17 protein-coding genes and 1 tRNA gene are annotated in these 19,760 nt (G+C 44.4%); 7 read left to right on the top strand and 11 right to left on the bottom strand.

Annotation, left to right across the window (positions count from 1 at the left end; genetic code table 11):
• Positions 1 to 11: 11 nt before the first annotated feature.
• From EHO57_RS07840 to thiD, 3 genes are read left to right on the top strand one after another with little or no spacing between them, the layout of a single operon-like run.
• Entirely contained in the window at positions 12 to 1,841 is a 1,830-nt protein-coding gene (locus tag EHO57_RS07840; RefSeq protein ID WP_135644475.1) for a sensor histidine kinase, read from the top strand.
• Positions 1,838 to 2,200: an MGMT family protein gene (locus EHO57_RS07835; RefSeq protein WP_135644473.1), complete on the top strand. Its 363-nt coding sequence runs from the start codon at positions 1,838 to 1,840 to the stop codon at positions 2,198 to 2,200. Before EHO57_RS07840 ends, EHO57_RS07835 begins: the two co-directional genes overlap by 4 nt.
• Before the next feature lie 13 nt (positions 2,201 to 2,213).
• Complete coding sequence (thiD, locus tag EHO57_RS07830) at positions 2,214 to 3,026, top strand: bifunctional hydroxymethylpyrimidine kinase/phosphomethylpyrimidine kinase (protein ID WP_135644471.1); 813 nt, start codon at positions 2,214 to 2,216, stop codon at positions 3,024 to 3,026.
• On the opposite strand, the gene EHO57_RS07825 is transcribed toward thiD, so the two are convergent.
• The 6 genes from EHO57_RS07825 to hisB all read right to left on the bottom strand — a co-directional run bounded on the left by EHO57_RS07825 (position 3,016) and on the right by hisB (position 8,659).
• On the bottom strand, positions 3,016 to 4,836 hold the full coding sequence (locus EHO57_RS07825; RefSeq protein WP_135644468.1) for a DUF885 domain-containing protein: 1,821 nt from the start codon (positions 4,834 to 4,836) through the stop codon (positions 3,016 to 3,018). The two genes, thiD and EHO57_RS07825, sit on opposite strands and share 11 nt — an antisense overlap.
• Before the next feature lie 16 nt (positions 4,837 to 4,852).
• Positions 4,853 to 5,395: a hypothetical protein gene (locus EHO57_RS07820; protein ID WP_135644466.1), complete on the bottom strand. Its 543-nt coding sequence runs from the start codon at positions 5,393 to 5,395 to the stop codon at positions 4,853 to 4,855.
• Between the two features lie 9 nt (positions 5,396 to 5,404).
• Positions 5,405 to 6,622 carry a vitamin K epoxide reductase/DsbA family protein gene (locus EHO57_RS07815; protein WP_135644464.1) on the bottom strand — a complete coding sequence of 406 codons (1,218 nt, stop codon included), beginning with the start codon at positions 6,620 to 6,622 and terminating at the stop codon, positions 5,405 to 5,407.
• A 95-nt stretch (positions 6,623 to 6,717) separates the two neighbouring features.
• Entirely contained in the window at positions 6,718 to 7,452 is a 735-nt protein-coding gene (gene hisA, locus EHO57_RS07810; protein WP_135644462.1) for a 1-(5-phosphoribosyl)-5-[(5-phosphoribosylamino)methylideneamino]imidazole-4-carboxamide isomerase, read from the bottom strand.
• Complete coding sequence (gene hisH, locus EHO57_RS07805; RefSeq protein ID WP_135644460.1) at positions 7,449 to 8,081, bottom strand: imidazole glycerol phosphate synthase subunit HisH; 633 nt, start codon at positions 8,079 to 8,081, stop codon at positions 7,449 to 7,451. Before hisH ends, hisA begins: the two co-directional genes overlap by 4 nt.
• Positions 8,078 to 8,659 carry an imidazoleglycerol-phosphate dehydratase HisB gene (gene hisB, locus EHO57_RS07800; RefSeq protein ID WP_135644458.1) on the bottom strand — a complete coding sequence of 194 codons (582 nt, stop codon included), beginning with the start codon at positions 8,657 to 8,659 and terminating at the stop codon, positions 8,078 to 8,080. Before hisB ends, hisH begins: the two co-directional genes overlap by 4 nt.
• Positions 8,660 to 8,774: 115 nt before the next feature.
• On the opposite strand from hisB, the gene EHO57_RS07795 reads away from it, so the two are divergent.
• A tRNA-Leu gene (locus EHO57_RS07795) sits at positions 8,775 to 8,856 on the top strand.
• A 184-nt stretch (positions 8,857 to 9,040) separates the two neighbouring features.
• Here EHO57_RS07795 and EHO57_RS07790 read toward each other — a convergent pair.
• From EHO57_RS07790 to EHO57_RS07775, 4 genes are all read right to left on the bottom strand, one after another.
• A complete protein-coding gene (locus tag EHO57_RS07790; protein ID WP_135644455.1) occupies positions 9,041 to 12,184 on the bottom strand; it encodes an efflux RND transporter permease subunit in 3,144 nt (1,047 codons plus the stop codon).
• Entirely contained in the window at positions 12,168 to 13,592 is a 1,425-nt protein-coding gene (locus tag EHO57_RS07785) for a TolC family protein (protein WP_135644453.1), read from the bottom strand. The genes EHO57_RS07790 and EHO57_RS07785 overlap by 17 nt, the downstream gene beginning before the upstream one ends.
• Positions 13,585 to 13,824 (bottom strand): YgaP-like transmembrane domain, encoded by a 240-nt coding sequence (locus EHO57_RS07780; protein WP_135644451.1) that lies wholly within the window; start codon positions 13,822 to 13,824, stop codon positions 13,585 to 13,587. Before EHO57_RS07780 ends, EHO57_RS07785 begins: the two co-directional genes overlap by 8 nt.
• Before the next feature lie 157 nt (positions 13,825 to 13,981).
• A complete protein-coding gene (locus EHO57_RS07775) occupies positions 13,982 to 14,248 on the bottom strand; it encodes a metal-sensitive transcriptional regulator (protein WP_135644449.1) in 267 nt (88 codons plus the stop codon).
• A 59-nt stretch (positions 14,249 to 14,307) separates the two neighbouring features.
• Between EHO57_RS07775 and EHO57_RS07770 the strand changes: the two genes are divergently transcribed.
• The 3 genes from EHO57_RS07770 (at position 14,308) to EHO57_RS07760 (ending at position 18,057) form a co-directional block, all read left to right on the top strand.
• Positions 14,308 to 15,054, top strand: coding sequence for a hypothetical protein (locus tag EHO57_RS07770; protein ID WP_246050582.1), 747 nt, complete (start codon positions 14,308 to 14,310; stop codon positions 15,052 to 15,054).
• A 161-nt stretch (positions 15,055 to 15,215) separates the two neighbouring features.
• The gene (locus tag EHO57_RS07765) at positions 15,216 to 16,829 is read left to right on the top strand and encodes a long-chain fatty acid--CoA ligase (protein WP_135644447.1); all 1,614 of its coding nucleotides are present in this window, start codon (positions 15,216 to 15,218) and stop codon (positions 16,827 to 16,829) included.
• 31 nt (positions 16,830 to 16,860) lie between these two features.
• Entirely contained in the window at positions 16,861 to 18,057 is a 1,197-nt protein-coding gene (locus EHO57_RS07760; protein WP_281283376.1) for a multidrug effflux MFS transporter, read from the top strand.
• A gap of 453 nt (positions 18,058 to 18,510) precedes the next feature.
• Here the strand turns inward: EHO57_RS07760 and lpxD are convergent, their stop codons facing one another.
• The gene (lpxD, locus tag EHO57_RS07755; RefSeq protein WP_135644445.1) at positions 18,511 to 19,563 is read right to left on the bottom strand and encodes a UDP-3-O-(3-hydroxymyristoyl)glucosamine N-acyltransferase; all 1,053 of its coding nucleotides are present in this window, start codon (positions 19,561 to 19,563) and stop codon (positions 18,511 to 18,513) included.
• Positions 19,564 to 19,760: the final 197 nt, after the last annotated feature.

The following is a 19,760-nucleotide window of genomic DNA, read 5'->3' as shown; positions in this document are numbered from 1 at the left end:
ACGGGCAAGCGATGAAAATCATACGCAAATTCGGACCCATAGTAGGTCTCGTTTTAGCAGCATTCCTTTTGCAGTCGGCGCTAATTATCGCTTTAGATTTCAGTTCTCTGGACTCGAATCGGACGACCGCCTTGCTGATCAGCCTTCCGTTCACTACTTTGGGAGCCGTATTCGTATGGATCTGGTTCAATGAGTTCAGTACAAACTGGAATTTATCTTCGGCTCTTTCCAAATTAAACATAAAAGACCAGGAATACGTAAAGTATCTTTCTTCGTTAGATAAATTCAAGAGCGATTTGATTGCAACCAACATCACCGAAAGTGTCTGCGATAAAATCCTGAAATTCCTACCGAGTATCATCGACGCTAGTAGATCTAAGATCTATCTTTGGAAGGAAGACCTTGGAAAATTCTCTCCTTATCCGAACCAGGAAGGGGAGGACCATTTTTATATCTTTGACCCCTTCCTACTTTGGATCACTGAACACGATAAGATCTTCTATTCGGAGGAATTCATAGAGAACACAAAATTCCTCCAGATCAAGGAGCATGCTCTCGCTTTCTCTGCAAAAACAAAGGCCGAGCTTCTGGTTCCTTTCATTTTGAATAAGAGTCTTTTGGGAATGCTGGTCTTAGGTCCTAAATCGGACGGAAGAAGATACACTAGTTCCGAATTGGAAAAACTGAACGAGATGCGTTCCGTCTCGGTGATGTCCTTATCCAATTCCATTTTTTATGAAAGGCTAATAGAGCTTACAGAAACCCTAGAAGAAAAAGTCAGACATAGAACCCAAGAATTGGAAAGCGCTCAATCCCAATTGATCATGTCTGAAAAGATGGCGTCGCTTGGAACCATGGTAGCGGGTATCGCACATGAGATCAATACACCTGCCGGAGTGATTAACGGTTCAGCGGATAATCTAGAATCGAATATGAATTATATCGTAAAGAACGTATTCGAGATCGTGAAATTCGCAAGAAACAAGAAGTTACGTAAATCCTTCGAAGTCGCCCTTCTTCATATTCTTAGAGATAGAAAGAAGAACCAGCCGATGGAATCTAAGGACAAATTCCGTGTGAAAAAAGAAGTACGAGAAGAGATGATCCAGATCGGTGTGGATCCTTCGTTCGCAGGAGAAGTCGCTTCCTTTATTATAGAGAACGATATTATGGAAGTGCGAAAGTACATCTACGAAGTGTTAGTGCAGGGAGAAAGCGCCAGATCCGGCTATGAAATGCTGAAGCATGCCTCCAACACGAACAGAAATATTAAGAATATCAAATATTCTATCCGGAACATAGTTCGCATCGTCAAGGCTCTCAAATACTATTCCCACTTGGATCAAAGCAAATCCTTTACTAACGCCGATCTTATAGAAGGGATCGAAAACACTTTGGTGATCATGAACAACCAACTCAAGTATGGAGTAGAAGTGAAGAAGAACTTCTCTCCGATCCCTAAAGTTGTATGCAATCCCGATGAATTGAACCAAGTCTGGACCAATCTCATCCAAAACGCGAACCAAGCAATTCGAGGCCAAGGAGTGATCGAGCTTTCCGTATATTCTTCCGGAGGAACCGTAACCATCGAGGTCCAGGACGACGGCCCAGGCATCAATCCTGCCATCAAGGATCGGATCTGGGATCCCTTCTTTACCACCAAGGATCAAGGAGAAGGATCCGGACTCGGCCTCGGGATCGTGAAAGGTATCGTTGAGAAGCACAAGGGAAAGATCACTGTGGATTCTTCTCCCGGAAGGACAGTGTTCAAAGTTGAATTGCCTCTAAGGCCGCCTCAACCCAGCAACGATCCGAATGCGATGGAAAGATCGGCGGTATGAAAGCTAAGCCAAAGAAGATAGTACTCAGAGTCAAAGAAAAGGAAAAGCTCCCGAACTTCTACGAACAAGTTTATAAAATTGTAAAGAAGGTCCCAAAAGGCAGAGTTACTAGCTATGGAAGGATTGCAGTCCTGGCAGGAAAACCGAGAGCGGCCCGAGCCGTAGGATATGCCTTGAATTCCCTCAAAAAAGGACAGGAGCAGAAGGTCCCTTGGCAGAGAGTGATCAATAGCCAGGGAAAAATTTCCTTTAGAGGCGATGCGCCTAGAGCGATTTTGCAAAAAAAACTTTTAGAATCCGAAGGAATCAAATTCTCTAGAGAAGAAACAGTCGATTGGGATCTATTCGGCTGGCCTTAATCTAAGAGAACTCATGTCAAAACCAGTAGTAATCACGATCGCAGGCTCCGACTCCGGGGGAGGAGCAGGCATCCAAGCCGACCTCAAAACATTCAATAGTACAGGAAGCTTTGGAGCTTCGGTCATCACATGCCTTACCGCACAAAATCCGGACGGGGTCACAGGAATCCTAGAAGTGGATCCTGACTTTTTAGAAAAGCAAATGCACGCAGTCTTCTCATACTTCCCCGTAAAGGCTGTGAAGACTGGAATGTTATTCTCTGAGAATTTAATCCGAACAGTCTCTAGGATCCTAAAAGAATATAGGGCCAAGGGCCAAGACTTTCAATTGGTTGTGGATCCGGTCATGGTAGCGACAAGCGGGGCCAAACTCTTGCAGGATGAGGCGATCCATTCCCTGATCCAAGATCTATTGCCTTTGGCAAACCTGATCACTCCAAATCTGGACGAGGCCAAGATCCTAGGCTCAGGCAATATACACTCTGTAGAAGAAATGAGACCCGAAGCTATCTCCCTGGCAAAGAAGCTAGGAGTTCCTGTCTTGTTGAAGGGTGGGCATCTCAAAAACTCTAGTGAAGCTTTAGATATATTAGGGTTTCCGAATGGAGAGAGCTTTTCTTATTCCAAACCTTTCGTTCAGGATTTCAATCCCCATGGGACAGGGTGCACCTATTCCTCTGCAATTGCTTCTTATTTAGGCCAGGGAGAATCTCTTTCTTCGGCAGTCGAAAAGGCCAGAGACTTCTTGCACGCTGCCATCTTGCAATCCTTCCCCGCAGGAAAATCGAAGACTCTCAATCATCATCCAGAAGGATTCAGTTCTTAGGAGCTATACCTAGTTCTTCCTTCGAGGTCAATTCCAAGATCTCTAGAGGAAGAGAGCCTTTTCCTAAGACAAAGCCATGATATTCCTTGATATCGAAAGAAGTTCCCTTGGTATTTTTCCATTCTTCTCTCATTTTCAAGAAGGACATCATTCCGATCTTATACGCGCAGGCTTGTCCTGGATATACGATGTATCTTTCTATTTCGGAAGTAACTTCCATAGGACCCATACCTGTATTGTCGGACATGTAACGGATCGCTTCTTCTCTACTCCAGCGCTTATAATGGATGCCGGTATCCACTACTAGGCGAACCGCGCGAAACAATTCGCCCTGCAATCTTCCCAGGTCGATATAAGGATCGGAGAAGAAATCATAATCCTTTGCGAGATGCTCCGCATACAATGCCCAACCTTCTACGAAAGCGGTAAAATATGTATTCCTCAATTTACGAGGAGCGGAGGTCAATTCCTGAGACCAAGCAATTTGCAAGTGGTGGCCTGGAATCGCTTCATGGTAGGTTAACGTGTTCATCCCGAATTTAGGGATCTCTTTTATGTTTCTCAGATTTGCGTAGAATACGCCGGGCCTTTTCCCATCCAAGCTTGGCTCTTCATAGTACGCTCCGGCGGCACCGGCTTCCTTGAATTCCGGGATCCTTTCCACCTTCACCTTAGCTTTTGGCCATTTCGGGAATAGAGGCTTGGATCTTTGGATAGCATCCTCTAGAATGGATTTGTATGTTTCTAGAACCTTTTCTTTACTACTTGGTTCATTAGGGAATTGGAACTCCGGTTTTTCTCTCAGTTCTTTCATGGCAGTTTGGATGTTCTTTCCTTTCATCCCTACCGATTCCAAGATCGTTCTCATTTCTGTTTGGATGCGACTCACTTCGGAAAGACCGATCTGGTGCACTTCTGCCGGAGTTAAGTTTGTAGTAGTATGATTCTTTAACGTATGCGCGTAGAATTGGTCTCCATTCGGAAGTTTCCATGCGCCAGCCTTATTATCTGCGAACTTCAACTGTCTTTCTAAAAAAGTCTGAAGTTTCAAATAAGAAGGATAAATGGAATCCGATAGAATCTTCTTTGTCTCGGCCAATGAGGAAGTTTTTTCATCTGCGGAGATCTCATTCGTTTTTTCTAATTTATTCTTGAGACTAGAATAAAGGATATTCGCTTCCACATCTTTTACTCGAAAGGTTTGGATCTCATGGATCACTTTCTTCAAGATAAAGTCCGGAGGAATGACCCCGTTCGATTCCCGCAGTTCCAGTCCTCGGAGCACCTGGTCCATCTTCTCGGAAATTCCTTTGAGCCGATCCAAGTACGCGTTCAGGTCCTCTTCGTCTTCCACCAGATGGGACGTCGCTAAGAAAGAAGGGATATTATTCTGAACACCGAATAACTGGTTCACTGGATAATAATTATAAATAAAGCGTTCGCGATTCGCTTCTAGTTCCAAGTTCCACTCAAGGGCCTTGTAATAAGTGCGATCTTCTCCAGACAGATTAGAAGGATCATACGTCCGCAAGATCTCTAGATTTCGTTTCGCCTTATCCGCTAATTCCATCTCCCTCTCCGGAGACGAATCGGACCATTTATGGTTATGAGAACGGATCCCCCAAGGCTCCAAGATCCTAAGAGAGGTCAAAGTCTCCGGATCATCCAACACATCTTCCCAAAAGACCTTTTCATAATATAAACCTAATGTAAGAGGTCGGAAATTGATCGTATGCCAAACCAAAGTTCCGGTTAGCACGATCGCCAGGATCAGAAACAGAATGATTATCCGTACGGCCTTTCGAACCATGATGGGTCTCCGTAGTTTAAAAAAGAGGGATCAGAACCTTAATCAAGAATACAAGCAGAGCGGTCCAAATGAAAGAAGAAGAAGCCGAAAATGCGATCGGTCCCTCCCAATCCAAGAGTGGAACACAAACAAACAAGAACATTCCGAGGTAAGACAGATAAGGACTCTTCAGATACAGGCTCTTTTGCCATTCAAAGAATCCTTCTCTAAAATCCTTGGCGTCCCCCTTAACCTTATTCAGGAAAATTCTCTCAGCGATAAAACCGAAGATCGTGAAAGAGATCAGGAAGAAAGAAAGAATGAAGATCCAAGACCAATCTAAGAACGGCAAAGGATAAAAGAGAAGAATGATAGGAGCAGAGATCGCGATGAAAGTAGGGAAAGGGAATAGAAATCCCATTCTAAAGATCCTACTTTCGGAAAGGTATTTCCAGAAGGGTAGACGGCCCGGCAATTGATACGAACCGCAGAACAAACATTTTTCCGAATCGGAAAGAATGCTCGAACCGCAGTTCCTACAAAGGATTTGTTTCTTCTGTTCCTCGGTCGTGTCCGACACAAGAGATCCTCAAACTTTCTTGATCAAGCTCTCGATCAAAGCACGAAGGAACTGCTCGTTTGGAGTTCCGCTTTGGATCGCTTTGTTATTGATAAACAAACTAGGAGTACTGTGGATTTGTAGTTTGTCAGCTTCGTCCACTTCCTTATTGATCTGATCTCTCACTGCAGGAGAAGAAAGACAGGATCTAAACTGATTCATATCCAATCCTTCTTGTTGAGCTAAACTAAGTACGGTAGAAGGAGTGTGCATCACCTGGTTTTCAGTGTCTTTATAAAGATCATCATACATGATCGCAAATTTTTTCTGCTTATCCGCACAGATTGCTGCAGAAGCTGCCACGCAGGAACTGGCTTCCGGACGAGGAGCTTGGACCAATCGATTGCAGGAAGCGTCCAAAGGAAAGTTCTTGTACACTACTTTCACGATCCCGTCGTAATCTCTCAGAACCTTCTTCAAGATATGAGAAGTATGCATGCAATGTCCGCAATTGAAGTCCGCATACTTAACGATCGTGATCGGGGCATTCGGATCTCCTTGAAAGGAAGCGCCTTTGGTGTCTATCGCCAAAAGAGGAGCTTTTTCATAATCAGCGAGCTGCTTTTGGATTTGAGAGAGACCGCCGTGCTCTCCCTCTACAAGGGAATTGTTCAGGGATTTTCCACCGATCTGGCCAACGACTAGAAGAGCCAAGATCGCGATATAGACATTGAGCCCTTCTGTCTTTAAGACCGAAGGAATGATCTTTGGCGATTTGTCTCCGAAATCCCTGATCTGCAAGAATGTTCCCGCAGTTAACAAGACAGTGCAAGTCCAAGTCACGGCGCAAAGGCCGCAGATCGCATCGATATAAAATACGGAAATGCTAAAGAGAACGACATCGACTACAAGCGCTAAGAGAAGAAGATAAAAACTAAAGAGAAGATATCCTTTGGCTCCTTCTTTGTTCAGTTCGGAGCGAACGAAAAGATATGTAATAAAACCGTAAAATACGAATCCAAAGAGAGCGATCGGAATATCACCGAAGATCGGAACTCCGCGAATGGCCGAAATGCTGCTTTCGGAAACCTTATCGCAGGAACCCGAATCGCTCAGAGCATCGCAGATAGCCTGTGCTACTCCGTCTCCAGCCTGTCCACCAAAGAATTTACGGATCAAAAGAAAAGAAATGAAAGCGGCAACGGCGGAAACAACAGCTAGAATATAGTTAGATGGCAGTTTTTTCATTCGGAACTCCGATTATAAATAACCTTTTTACGTATTAGGAAGGCATAAGGAAAGAAAAATATATCCGAAAGCCAAAGAGCGAGAATGAATTCGGATCAGTCCGCACCTAGGCTCGTAATTGCTTCTGCTAGATCTATCTTACCTTCGTACAAAGCCTTGCCGGTGATCACACCGTACATAGGGACCGGAGTACCGAGAGAAGATAAGGCCATGATATCACGGAGAGAGGAGATCCCTCCGGAGGCAATTACTTGGAAATTATATTTACTTAGAATTTCCTTATACGCTTTGAGATTTGGACCTGCTAAAGTTCCATCTTGTGCGATATCCGTGAAAATAATGTTCAGGATCCCTGCCTTTTGCATTTTATCCATAAGGTCCAGATAATGAACTCCTGAATCTTCTTCCCAACCTGCAATTTTGACGATCCCGTCTCTCGCGTCGATGGCGACTACGATCCTATCCTTTCCATATTTAGTAAGAGCAAATTCTAAAAGAGCAGGATCCTTGACCGCAGCAGTTCCTAGGATAAAACGATCGATCCCGATGGAGTCGTAGTATTCGAGTTTTTCCTTATCTCGGATCCCACCGCCCAACTGGATCTTGAGATTTGTAGATTTACGGATCTTTGAAATAGATTCGCTATTAATGCCGATCTGATTCCTTGCTCCATTTAGATCCACTAAGTGAAGAAGAGTGGCTCCGTTTCTTTCAAAGCCTTCAGCCAATTTCCAAGGTTCGGTAGAATAGACGGTCTTCTCGTCATAGTTCCCTTTGAACAAACGAACCGCAGCATTATCCAACAAATCAACAGCAGGAATTAATATCATAAAGATTTAATAAAGTTCTCCAGGATCTTTAAACCGAAAGAATGAGACTTCTCCGGATGGAATTGTGTACCATAAATGTTATCTTTTTCAACAACGGCGGGGAATCTTTCGCCATAATAATCGCAAACGCCGCTCACCGCTTTAGACTCCACATCGACTGGGCGATAGGAATGGATAAAGTAAGCGAAGGATCCGTCTTCCACATTATTTAACAAATTGCTTTTAGAAGGATTTCGTTTATACAGCTTATTCCAACCGATATGTGGGACCTTGTAATTCTTACCCTTGAATTTGCGGACCTTCCCTTTGATATAACCCAGACCGGGAACGATCTGTTTTTGATTTCCTGAAATGGTCTCATCCGAATCTTCAAAGAGGATCTGAAAGCCGATACAAATCCCGAAAAGAGGCTTACCATTCTTCACGTGATCGTCCACAAACTGACGAAGACCTGACTCATTCAGATTTAACATCGCCTTATCAAAATGACCGTCGCCAGGAAGGATAAGCGCATCCGCAGACTTAAGAGTTTCCGGATCTTTTGTATAAGAAAAATCGTTCGTGAATAGAGAGATCGCCTTTAAGCAAGAGTGAATATTGCCCATTCCATAATCAAGAACAGCAATCATTCCAAGACGCCTTTAGTAGAAGGGATTGCTCCGCCCGCGGCAGGATCGATCTCAATCGCCATACGAAGAGCCTTGCCCAAAGCTTTAAAAATAGATTCGTGGATATGATGTCTATTTTCGCCGTAATGAACGACTACATGTAGATTCATTTTAGCGTTCAGAGCTAACTTTTGAAGGAATTCCAGGGAAAGTTCCGCGTCGTAGATCCCGAACTTCCCGGTAAGCTCCGGCCCAGTGTATTTATAAAAATATCGACCACCCAAGTCCACGGCCACAGTGGTTAAGACCTCGTCCATGGTAAGAGTATAGTGCCCGTATCTTCTAATGCCAGCCTTATCGCCCAATTGTTTGTGGATCGAAGCGCCCAAAAGAATGGCCGTGTCTTCGACACTATGATGGCAGTCGATTTCTATGTCGCCTCGCAGCCAGAGATCCAAATCGATCAAACCATGCTTGGAAACATGGGAGAGCATATGCTCAAAGAACGGAATCTGGGTATCGAACTGGTACTTACCCGTGCCACGAAGATTTAGGGCCAATTTAATGTCCGTTTCTGAAGTCTTGCGCTCTTCTTTCATTTTATCCTGACCCTACTTTCCTCTTAATTATCGTGTCAATGAATTCCAAAAATAAGCTGACGGAAAGTCCTGAGGCCCAAAATTATCCAAAGGGAGAAAATCCCACCAACCACTAGCCGAAGTGGCGGAATTGGTAGACGCACTGGTTTCAGGTACCAGCGGGTAACACCGTGGGGGTTCGAGTCCCTTCTTCGGCAAAAAAATCCTAGAAAACAAAACCGGATCCAAGGGACTCGAAGCGAGTCTGAGAAAGCAAACATAGCGACCCATAGGGAGCGTCAATGTTTGCGACCGAGGGACAGGATGTCCCGAGGCTCAGACGAGACGCCGTGGAGCCCAATCGAGCAGGAAGCGAGATTGCGTAACGGCGAGTCCCTTCCCCTACCTCCTACTCGAAAACCAATAGTAAAACGCAGGAACTGCGAATCGGCTCAGCACAGTCGCCGCGATCTCTCCGAATATCAAGGAAACCGCAAGTCCTTGGAAGATGGGATCGAATAGCATCACGGAACTGCCCACGATCACCGCGGCCGCCGTCAGGAACATAGGGCGGAATCTTACAACTCCCGCGTCTAAAACCGCTTGTCGTAACGGTTTTCCTGACTCGATCTCTGCTTCTATAAAATCCACGAGAATGATCGAGTTTCTCACGATGATCCCGGCGCCGGCGATAAATCCGATCATAGAGGTCGCGGTAAAATAGGCTCCGGTAATCCAATGGCCCGGAATAATTCCTATCAAAGAGATTGGGATCGGAGCCATGATTATGATTGGCAATCTATAGTTCTGGAACCAACCAAGCACCAGAATATAGATCAAGACCATTACTACTGCGAATGCACCGCCTAGATCACGAAAGACCTCGTATGTGATGTACCATTCTCCATCCCATTTGAGCTTGGGAGTATCCGTATTCCAAGGCACCTCAGCAGTGGAGGTTGGATAAGGGATCTTAGAAGAAAGAGAAAGTATTCCGTATACAGGAGCTTCTTCCTCACCGGAAAATTCTCCCGTTACGTATTCCAGAGGTTTCAGATTCTTGCGATGCAAGACTCTTGCATTCGAGATTCTTTCCTTTCCCACAAAAGCGCTTGGGGAGATCGAACCGGAAATATTAGAAGAAACACTCCATTTGGAAAGAGGTTGGCGAGAAGAACGCATCTCATTCGGAACGGAAAGGTCTACGGAAACATCTTCCGGATTTTCATCATTAGAAAGAAGGAAGAGTGAGCTTTCCTGAAAGAACAGCCCCATATTCCTAGCAAGATGAGAAGAAGGAACCCCAACGAGTCCTCCTTTTTGAAAATCGAAAGGATAGTTTATCTTAGGACGAAGTTCTCGTAAGCTTGAATCCACATCCACTATATCCTTTTGATCTTTCACAATAGAGAGGATCTCGCTCGCAACCTGCTTTCTACCTTCTTGCGAAGGACCATAGATCTCGATCACAAGCGTAGAAAGTACCGGAGGTCCAGGGGGGATCTCGAGAACCTTTGTTAGTACGCCATTCCTTTTGTCGAAGTCTTTCAAAGTGGGTCGAAGAGACTCTATGATCTCATGGCTCTGCTTCTTTCGTGTTCCTTTGTCTCTTAGAAGTATATGCAGATCGGATTTCCAATCATCTCTTCTCAAGAAAGTATGCTTCACCATCCCGGAAAAAGAGAAGGGTGCAGGTTCCCCTGCAAAGATCTGGATCGTTTGGATCTCCTCGTTTTGTATGAGAAGGTTCGCCAATTCTTTACTCTGTGAAACGGTACGATCCAACGGAGTAGTAGGATCAAAGTCCAAAGTGATCTGAAATTCATCCTTATCATCAAAAGGGAGCATTTTTACTTTAACGACTTTGGTAGCTACTAGGCTGGCCGCTGCGATGAAAAGGAACAAGATGAGTAAGATCATCTTTCCTAGATTGCGTTTCGATTCTAAAAGCCAGGATGCTATCTTTAGGTAGCCTTGATCTAGTTTAGAGACCCTATGTGAATTCTCCGATCTTTTCTCTTGATGCAAGACTTTCAAGCCCACCCATGGAATGACGGAAAATGCAACAAGGAGAGATAAGATCATCGCAAGGCTTGCTCCTACCGGGATCGGTTTCATATACGGCCCCATCAAACCTCTTACGAACGCCATAGGAAGAATAGCAGCGATTACAGTGAACGTTGCGAGTATCGTAGGGTTTCCTACTTCGGAAACTGCAGCGAGAATGGACTTTACTTTCTCCTTTCCTTTGGAATGTTGCAGATGCCTTTCTATATTCTCCACAACTACGATCGCATCATCCACTAGGATCCCAATCGAGAAAATGAGAGCGAACAGTGTAACGCGATTCAATGTATAGCCAAGAAAATAATAAACGGATAAGGTCAGGGCCAAGGTTACCGGGATCGCAATGAACACTACGAAAGAAGCCCGGAGGCCCATCCACAATGCGATCAACGCAGAAACGGAGATAGTCGCAATAAGCAAGTGCTCGATCAGTTCCTTTGACTTCGCTCCCGCAGTCATTCCGTAGTCTCGGATCACCGTATATTTTATATCTTTCGGCAGGGTTTCTCTGTATGTGTTTGCCCTGTCTCGAATGATCTGCGATAGGCTTTCTATATCTGTTCCTTTTCTTTTTGAGAAGACGACTGTTACCGCATTCTCACCTTCTGTGCTCCCTTCCTTTTGGAATAGAAGGGATTCATGCAATCTCTCCTGTGGACCTTCCTTAACATCCGCTACATCACCTACTGAAATAGTTCTTCCCCAGCTCTGTTTGATCGGAACAGATCTGAGTTGTGCGACAGTCTTGAGAGAAGAGTCGATCTCTATATCGTACTCCTTTTCCTTGCTCCAATTCTTTCCTGTCGGAAAAGAAGAAGAGTTTGCCTTCAGACCTTCTGCGAGTTGTAAGAAGTCGATCCCAAATTCTTTCATCCTCGCAGGATTTGCAATAACACGTAACGCTTTCTTTCTTCCGCCTAAGATCTCTACCTTGGAAAGATCGGGGGTAGAGGATAATTCTTTCGCAAGAGGAGCGACTAGACTTCTAAGGGAATAATCGTCTCTCTCTAAAGAACTGAAAGTCAGAGCCAGAAAAGGAACATCGTCAATCGTATACGAATTGATAGAAGGAGAGGAAACATTTTCCGGAAGGACATTCCTCAATTCCATCATCTTATGGTGGATCTTAACGAGAGAAGGCTCCAACGGTTCACCTACTTTAAAACGAACCGTGATCATGGCCTGGTGATCGCTACTCGCAGAATATACATATTCTACGCCTTCCAGACCCCAGACTCCTCTTTCGATCACCTCAGTGACCTTTCTTTCCATCTCCTTTGCAGAATACTCGGGAGAGAAAACGGAAATATCCACCATAGGGACGGAGATCTGAGGTTCCTCCTCTTTGGGAGTAAGATACACTGCAAGGATCCCAACCAAAATACTTACGATCGCAAAGATCGGAGTAAGTTTCGATACGACGAACAGGTTTGCTAATTTTCCGGCAAAGCCCTTGGATACATTATTCTCTGGATTCACTGATCTCTCCCGAATATAGGATTAATTCCGCTCTGACTTTCAGGTATTCCAGGTCGGACTGGCCCTTCTTCTTTAATGAGTCTGCAGTTCTAGAGAAACTCTCTGCGAGGGTCACGATCGGAATATTCCCTTTTTTGAATAAACTTTGGGAGAGCCTTAGTTGCTCCGATTGGAGTTGATATGCCTTCTCCGCATCCAGTTTTGTGAGCATTAAGGACTTCTCCTTCTTGATCAGGGTCAGGAAGTTGGAGTTTTCCTTTATCTTGATCTCTTCCGCTTTCGCGTGCGCAGCTTCCGATTTCAGAATAGCTTCTTTTCTGGAACCTATATCTGTCGGATTCAGCAAATTCATTTGGAGATAAATTCCGGCATTATAGGAATTTGCAATGCTGCGATCTCCCTGGTAGCCATATGCTTCCGCATACACTCCGACTTTCGGGAGGAATTTGGCACCTTCCATCTTTGCCCGTTGCTTGCTCGCTTCGGAATAAGAGTCGTATACCTTTGAAAGGATCGTATTACCTTCTGTCTTCTCCGAAGGAAATGGAAGATAGCGATCTGAAAAGCGAAGGGAAGAATTCGCATCGGTTTTCAGTTCTTGCACGGAACCACCGGAAAGGATCCGAAGTGATTCTAGTGTCTCCGTCTTGTATAGCTCATTCTCTCGTATCTCTGCCCCAAGTCTGAGCTTAAGTGATCTTAAGGCTAGAGAACCAGCATGTCCGAGCGGATTGAGAGCAGAATCAAGTTTATAAGAAGAAAGATAGATCTCCAGTTGACTTAGTATTCTTTCTTGTTCTCTTATCGATTCTTCAAATATTGCGGAAGATTGATATGCGAGAGCCGTTTGTAAATAGAGTGTCTTCTTAAAATATTCCCTCTCTAAGCGAGTTCCTTCTAGTTCCTTATCTCGGACTTGTTTTAGAGCAGATTGAGCCCCTCCTTCATATAGGGAAAGGTCGAGACCTAGAGTCCCTCTAGAGTATGTATTGCTTCCCGGATGATTTAATGTGTCCTTTGCAAACGCATTTGCAGTGTTCGGATTCAGATTTTGATAAAGTTGATTATTCGAATCCAAATAATTTGCAGGGTTGTTGCGGACACTCTTAGTAGAAAAATCAGATTGAGTCGCGGCCCTTTGTCCCAGTTTGCCCATGAAATTCAAACTAGGATCATTCGTGTTATATGTTCTCAGGTCTGTGTAGAGTCTAGGAAACCAATGAAGTCCCGCTCTTTCACTCGCAGACTTCGCTGCTTCGACTTCCATCGTCTTTGCCTTTAAGGACGGAGAGTTTTCTAGTACCTTCTTCCAAACCGATTCGAAGTCCTGATCCGAATCCGCATAGACACCAATAGGCAGAAGAAATAATCCCCCGATCAAAGACCGGAGGATTTGCTTTTTAAACACTGGCTTCTTTCCCTTCACATTTATACGGCACTCCTAATTTACTTAAGATGTAAGCCGCAGGACAGAAACGGACCGTAGCGAACAGAAGAAGATTGAGGGAAACCAACAAGTTCAGCGCCAATCCCCAAGGAGTCAGGAAATATCCCACGTAGAGACCGATTAAGGAAAAAGTTCCTGCGATCGCAAATAGCACTCTTTCCAAATACCAAGTTGTTGCTTTTTTCTGGGTCATATATACCCTCCTGGGTATATAGACTAACAATACCCCATGGGGTATACAAATTTTTAAAGAAAATCTTATGCTTTAGATCAAGGAAAATCACCCAGGAAGCATACGCTTCCCGGTCGGATCTGGATTTTGAGGGAAAATATAGGAAGAGAGGTAAGGGTCAGAGTGAAAAGGCGGCTTTGATCGCTTTTCTTACGTTGCTCTGGACGATTGCGGTGGATTTCTTCTCAGAGAAGCAGCGTTCCATATATTCCTGAACGTATGCTTCTCCGAACTTTTTTAATGCTTGGCTGGAAGCCTTAAGCAGTAGTAGGGTTTTTTCACAATCTTCGTCTTCTTTATAAAGACCTTTTTCAATGGCGTCCAGTTGTCCCTTGATCCTGTGAATTCTGTTAGTGAGTTGTTTTCTGATCTCGTCGGCATTCATAGAATATACCCTATACGGTATTTAGACTGAGGATCGTCAAGGAAAAACGCAAATATAATATGAGAAATACCGTACCGGCTCACACTACTATTCTTTACCTTCTGATAGTTTCTTTCCTCGGTTTAAACTGTCTAGTCACTCCCCAAGCAATGTACCAAAGCTACTATGATAAGGAAGAAGCGTATGAAGCTTGTTTCGCTTATCTCACAGGAAACACTGGGCCGTCCCTTACTCCGGCAGGGATCTCTATCCTAGAAAGTTTTCAGTCGGCAACCCACTCCCAAGGGATGAGATCTTACTATACCGGAGAGATCGTTTACGATCCGGAAACCAAAGAAGGAAAGCATTTCCAGATCAGCAGGTGGGGAAGGATCGAGTATTACAGAAGTAAGTACGAGATCTTAGATCCACAAGAAGGCATGGATTTTCTATGTGCTGAAAAGATCCGTTGGGACCTGGAAAAGAGATTTTTAGCTACCGCAAAGAAGATGAAAGAAAATCCGATCTCTGTAAGCAATCGAAAGGAGGCTGCCGAGAATTTGAAAGAGTATGTTCGATTCTCCAAGGCGGTGAATTCCAAATCTCAGATCGTTCGAAATTTTCTATTCCTATCTTTAACAAAGTATATGGAAGGAAACCAGGGACTCCCCATCTCTCCGTGCGGATTAACATCCGCTGCCAAGGGTATTATCGAGATTGCGGTCCGTGACCTGAAAGATCCCGAGACTAGGAGAGCCTGGGCGGCAGCCATTCCCATTTTTTCGGGTTATGAATTGGGATTTACGATGGCAGGCTATTGTGAATAAAAGTTAGCCGATAACAAACTATGTTTGTTTTTTTCGAACAGCTTTCACATTACATTCTGAATTTCGAAGCCTAACGATCCACATTCGACGATTCTTCTTGACCTTTACGCATTAACTCGATTAGATTTTTGCGAAATTGTTTTTCTGAAGCGGAGAATCATATGCGTTCCACAATGATGGACTATCCCCTAGTACTTCCTTCTATTCTTAAAAGAGCGAAGGATGCTCATCCACATAAAGAAATCGTAACGAAGTGGCATGATGAATCTATCCAACGATATACGTATGGAGATTTTTATAAGAGAACCATCCGATTGATGAACGCACTTCGAAAAGCTGGAGTAAAACCGGAAGAAGCGATTGCCACTTTTTGTCTAAACCATTCCGTACACTTAGAACTGTATTTTGCCATCCCTTCCATTCGCGCCGTCTTGCATACGATCAACGTCCGATTATTTCCGGAACAATTGGTCTATATCATCAACGAAGCGAAAGACAAATTCATCTTCGTAGACAAATCCTTGGCCACTGCCTTAGAGAAAAATTTGGATCAGATCAAGGATGTGCAAAAGTTTATCATTATAGATGATAAAGAGAATATTCCATTCCCAAATCTGCCAAATTCCATTTCATACGAAGACTTCTTAGCTACAGGAGATGATGTTGAACGTTTCGAAGCCATCGATGAATTTGAAGCAGCGTGCATTTGTTATACTTCCGGAACCACAGGAAATCCAAAGGGAGTCGTTTACTCCCATAGGTCTACCTATCTACATTCCATGTCTGTGTGCATGGGAGATGCTTTAGCATTATGTGAGAACGAAACCGTCCTTCCTGTAGTCCCCATGTTCCATGTAAACTCTTGGGGAATCCCTTTCGCATCCGTAATGACAGGATGCAAGTTGGTGTTTCCCGGAAAGCATCTTTTAGGCGCTGCTTTGGCGGAACTCTTGGAATCCGAAGAAGTCACTCTTACTGCCGGTGTCCCTACAGTCTGGAATGTACTCTACCAACACTTAAAGAAAACGAAATATAATCTCAAACTACATACGATGGTAGTGGGCGGTTCCGCCGCTCCTAGAGGTCTGATAGAAGGCTTCGAAAAGGATTTCGGGATCTCCATATTGCATGCCTGGGGAATGACGGAAACTTCTCCGGTAGGAACCGTTTCCAGGCCGAGAAGCTTTATGAAAAATTGGGAGGACGAAGAACGTTATTCTTACCGAGCAAAGCAAGGAGTGGCTATGGCAGGAGTGGAGATCCGCGCCATAGACGATGACGGTAAGGATGTTCCGAAAGATGGACATACTCCAGGAGAGCTTTTAGTAAGAGGGCCTTGGATCACAGGCTCCTATCGAAGTGGAGTCTCTCCCGAATCTTTCACTGCGGATGGTTGGTTTCGCACGGGGGATGTAGTAGTCCTAGACCAATACGGTTATATGCAGATTACGGATCGCAAGAAGGATCTCATCAAGACGAGAGGAGAATGGATCTCTAGCGTCGATATGGAGAATCTTGTCATGGCAGATCCTGATGTTTTAGAAGCGGCCGTAGTAGGAAGAAAGGATCCGGTGAGAGACGAAGCACCTGTAGTATTCATTGTCCCGGTCGAAGGTAAATCAGTGGATCCCAAAAAGATCCTAGAAAGATTAAAGGAGCATTTTGCTCACTGGCAACTTCCTAAAATGGATGATATACGGTCGGTCCCTTCCGTTCCAAAGACTAGCGTTGGTAAATTCGATAAGAAAATTTTAAGAAAACAATTAGAAGAATAGACCGCTCGGTCCGAGACTCGATCCTAGGATCGTGAGTCAATCATCGAATACTATTCTTATCATACTGCTAGGTATTCTTACTGCGGTAGGTCCATTCTCTATAGACATGTACCTACCCGGTATGGATGCGATTGCTAAAGATTTGGGGACTCCCATTTCCAATGTGCAACTAACGTTAACCAGCTTTTTCTTCGGGATCTCCTTCGGACAATTATTCTACGGTCCGATCATAGACAGATTCGGTCGCAAGCTCCCCTTGATCTACGGGTTGATCTTATACATCGTTAGCTCTCTTGCCTGTGCTCTATCTGACTCCGTTTGGTCTCTCGTCTTTTTTAGATTTTTGCAATCTTTGGGAGCCTGTGCCGGCATGGTAGTTCCGAGAGCGGTAGTCAGGGACGTTTTCTCCCCTCACGAAGGCGCAAAGGTGTTCTCTCAGATCATTTTGGTTATGGGGGTAGCTCCTGTCGTAGCTCCATCGATCGGAGGACTCCTCTTGAACTATGCAAGCTGGAATATGATCTTCTATGCATTAGCGATCATATCCGCATTAACACTTCTTCTTTCTATCTATATCTTCGATGATAAGAAGGGATCGGATCATTCCATTTCCTTAAAATTGGTTCCTGTATTAAAGGAGTATGGAGAAGTATTTACCAATCCGGCATTTAGGGTATATGTTCTGACTTCCGGATTTGCTGCAGCGGTGATGTTTGCTTATATTGCAGGCTCTCCCTTTGTGTTCATGGTACTGAACGGATTGACGAATACGGAATATAGTTTTGTCTTCAGCTTCAATGCGTTCGGTTTGATCCTATTCAGTCAGATAAATCGCCTCCTACTGAAAAAATTCGAAGCCGCTACGATCGTAAGAGTCGTGGTATTTTCCTTCTTAGTACTTTCGGTTTGCTTGGTGGCTTCAAGCATGCTCGGATTCGGATTCATTCCTATGCTCTTCTTTATCTTCTTATTAGTGAGCGCGTTCGGATTGGTCGTGCCGAACTGTTCTGCATTGGCAATGGCTCCTTTTTCCAAAAATGCAGGCAGTGCCTCCGCATTGATGGGAGCCTTGCAAATGGTATTCGGGGTTTTGGCAACCGCAGCAGTAAGCATTCTTCATGATGGAACGGAATATCCGATGCTAGTCGTAATGGGAACTTCGGGGCTTCTTGCCCTAGCTTGCTTCGTTTTCTTAGGAAGAAAATCGCATAAAATTAAAGAATCTTAATATATAAGTGGAACTTCGGTTGCGCAAGGCAAGATAGACGGCCTCGAAGAATTCTCGAGGCCGAACAAACCTTGTTCTGAAAAGAGTTTTATTTTTATCAGCGGAAAGAACGTAATTCGCTCAAGAGGACCACTTTTTCGAAAGGTGGTTCTAGCAAATTATCCGCGTAGGAATCCAACAACCTTCCCAATCTTTGTTTGTGGGGAAAGTCCCGCCCATGCTGCTGGGAGTCCGGATATTCATCCGAGATCTCAATGCTAGGTCGGCTGCTCAAGGGATCCTCCTTGGATTTTGGGATAGGAAGAAGATTGGGCAAATCACAAAACGATGTCAAGCTGAAAGGACATAATTCGGGGAATTTCCAGCTGCGGGGCCAAGATTCTCTTAGCCGCTACCCCGCATTAAAGGCGGTTTGGTTTCTAAACGGCTAAGAGAGCAAGGAACAGAAAAGGTCTATTCTTCTGAACTAATTCCCAGCTTAGATTCAATGCTTTTGATCCTACGGGCCCATTTCTGGAAATTGACCACGTTCTTAATATTCACTCTAAGCTTTTGGAACTCTGGGAAGGTTAGACCGTAATCCCAACCCACATATATGTCCGGCTTGGTCAGAGTATTTCTTACAGAAGTTCCTCCGCCAACGATGGTCCCACTCGGAATGCTAATATGATCCGCAACACCACAACCGCCGCCGATCGTAACATTGTCACCGATTGTAGTAGATCCTGCGATGCCCGTATAGCCCGCGATTACTACATTCTTACCGAGCACACAGTTGTGACCAATATGGACAAGATTATCGAATTTACATCCATCCCCGATGACCGTATTCTCCAGACCACCTCTGTCGATCGCACTATTGGATCCGATCTCAACATCGTCTCCTACGATCACTGTTCCCACTTGCGGGATCTTATTGTGCTTACCATTTGCAAATACGAAACGAAACCCGTCTCCGCCTATGGTTGCATTTCCATGAGAACGAAATCTTTTTCCTATGATTACTTCATGATGAATGACAGTGTTCGGTCCTAGATGAGATCCTTCTCCGATCTTGGTCCCACGGCCCACGCGAACTCCGTCCTCTAAAACCGTATTGTCCCCGATCACTGCATTCTCACCTACGGAGGCAAAATTCCCGATATAGCAATTCTTTCCTACCTTGGCAGAAGGATGAACGTAAGCGTTCTCTTCTATCTTGGATCCGAATTGATGAGGAGGATAAATAAGATCCAAAACTTGAGCGAGGACCAGTTCCGGTTTATCTACTACTAAACAAGGAACCTCCAATTCTTTCGAAAATTCGGAAGTCGTCAGCACGATACTGGAAGCAGTCTTCTTTGCTTCGGTTAACATCTTCTTATTTGCAAGAAAACTAATACTGTTAGGAGTCCCTGGATTTACGGGAGAAACGGATTCCGCTGCAACTTTCTTCGGGTCCGCACAATTTTCGATCTTCGATCCGGAGATCTTAGAAGCGAGTTCGTCTAGAGTATATCTAGCCATTGAGATCCTCTCTCTATCATTCTATAATCTGCCAGGCTAATCCTAGTTCGAATTCGGATCTATCCGAAATTTGTAGGCATAGGATCGTTGATCGGGGATAAAGTGGACATAATATAGATCAGAAAGGCTTCTTCTATAGCAAATATCCCGTTTGACGAATTCGCTTCCAAAAAAAATCTGTAATCCAATAGAAATCG

Origin of the sequence: Leptospira langatensis (assembly GCF_004770615.1) — a bacterium.
Taxonomy (GTDB): Bacteria; Spirochaetota; Leptospiria; order Leptospirales; family Leptospiraceae; genus Leptospira_B; species Leptospira_B langatensis.
Note: the sequence above shows the minus strand (reverse complement) of the source record. Positions and strands in the feature narration are given on the sequence as shown.

Excerpts from the sequence above, each read along its gene's own strand:
- EHO57_RS07840 (WP_135644475.1), top strand. The coding sequence starts at position 12 with ATGAAAATCATACGCAAATTCGGACCCATAGTAGGTCTCGTTTTAGCA.
- EHO57_RS07835 (WP_135644473.1), top strand. The coding sequence starts at position 1,838 with ATGAAAGCTAAGCCAAAGAAGATAGTACTCAGAGTCAAAGAAAAGGAA.
- thiD (WP_135644471.1), top strand. The coding sequence starts at position 2,214 with ATGTCAAAACCAGTAGTAATCACGATCGCAGGCTCCGACTCCGGGGGA.
- EHO57_RS07825 (WP_135644468.1), bottom strand. The coding sequence starts at position 4,836 with ATGGTTCGAAAGGCCGTACGGATAATCATTCTGTTTCTGATCCTGGCG.
- EHO57_RS07815 (WP_135644464.1), bottom strand. The coding sequence starts at position 6,622 with ATGAAAAAACTGCCATCTAACTATATTCTAGCTGTTGTTTCCGCCGTT.
- hisA (WP_135644462.1), bottom strand. The coding sequence starts at position 7,452 with ATGATATTAATTCCTGCTGTTGATTTGTTGGATAATGCTGCGGTTCGT.
- hisH (WP_135644460.1), bottom strand. The coding sequence starts at position 8,081 with ATGATTGCTGTTCTTGATTATGGAATGGGCAATATTCACTCTTGCTTA.
- hisB (WP_135644458.1), bottom strand. The coding sequence starts at position 8,659 with ATGAAAGAAGAGCGCAAGACTTCAGAAACGGACATTAAATTGGCCCTA.
- EHO57_RS07780 (WP_135644451.1), bottom strand. The coding sequence starts at position 13,824 with ATGACCCAGAAAAAAGCAACAACTTGGTATTTGGAAAGAGTGCTATTT.
- EHO57_RS07775 (WP_135644449.1), bottom strand. The coding sequence starts at position 14,248 with ATGAATGCCGACGAGATCAGAAAACAACTCACTAACAGAATTCACAGG.
- EHO57_RS07770 (WP_246050582.1), top strand. The coding sequence starts at position 14,308 with ATGAGAAATACCGTACCGGCTCACACTACTATTCTTTACCTTCTGATA.
- EHO57_RS07765 (WP_135644447.1), top strand. The coding sequence starts at position 15,216 with ATGCGTTCCACAATGATGGACTATCCCCTAGTACTTCCTTCTATTCTT.
- lpxD (WP_135644445.1), bottom strand. The coding sequence starts at position 19,563 with ATGGCTAGATATACTCTAGACGAACTCGCTTCTAAGATCTCCGGATCG.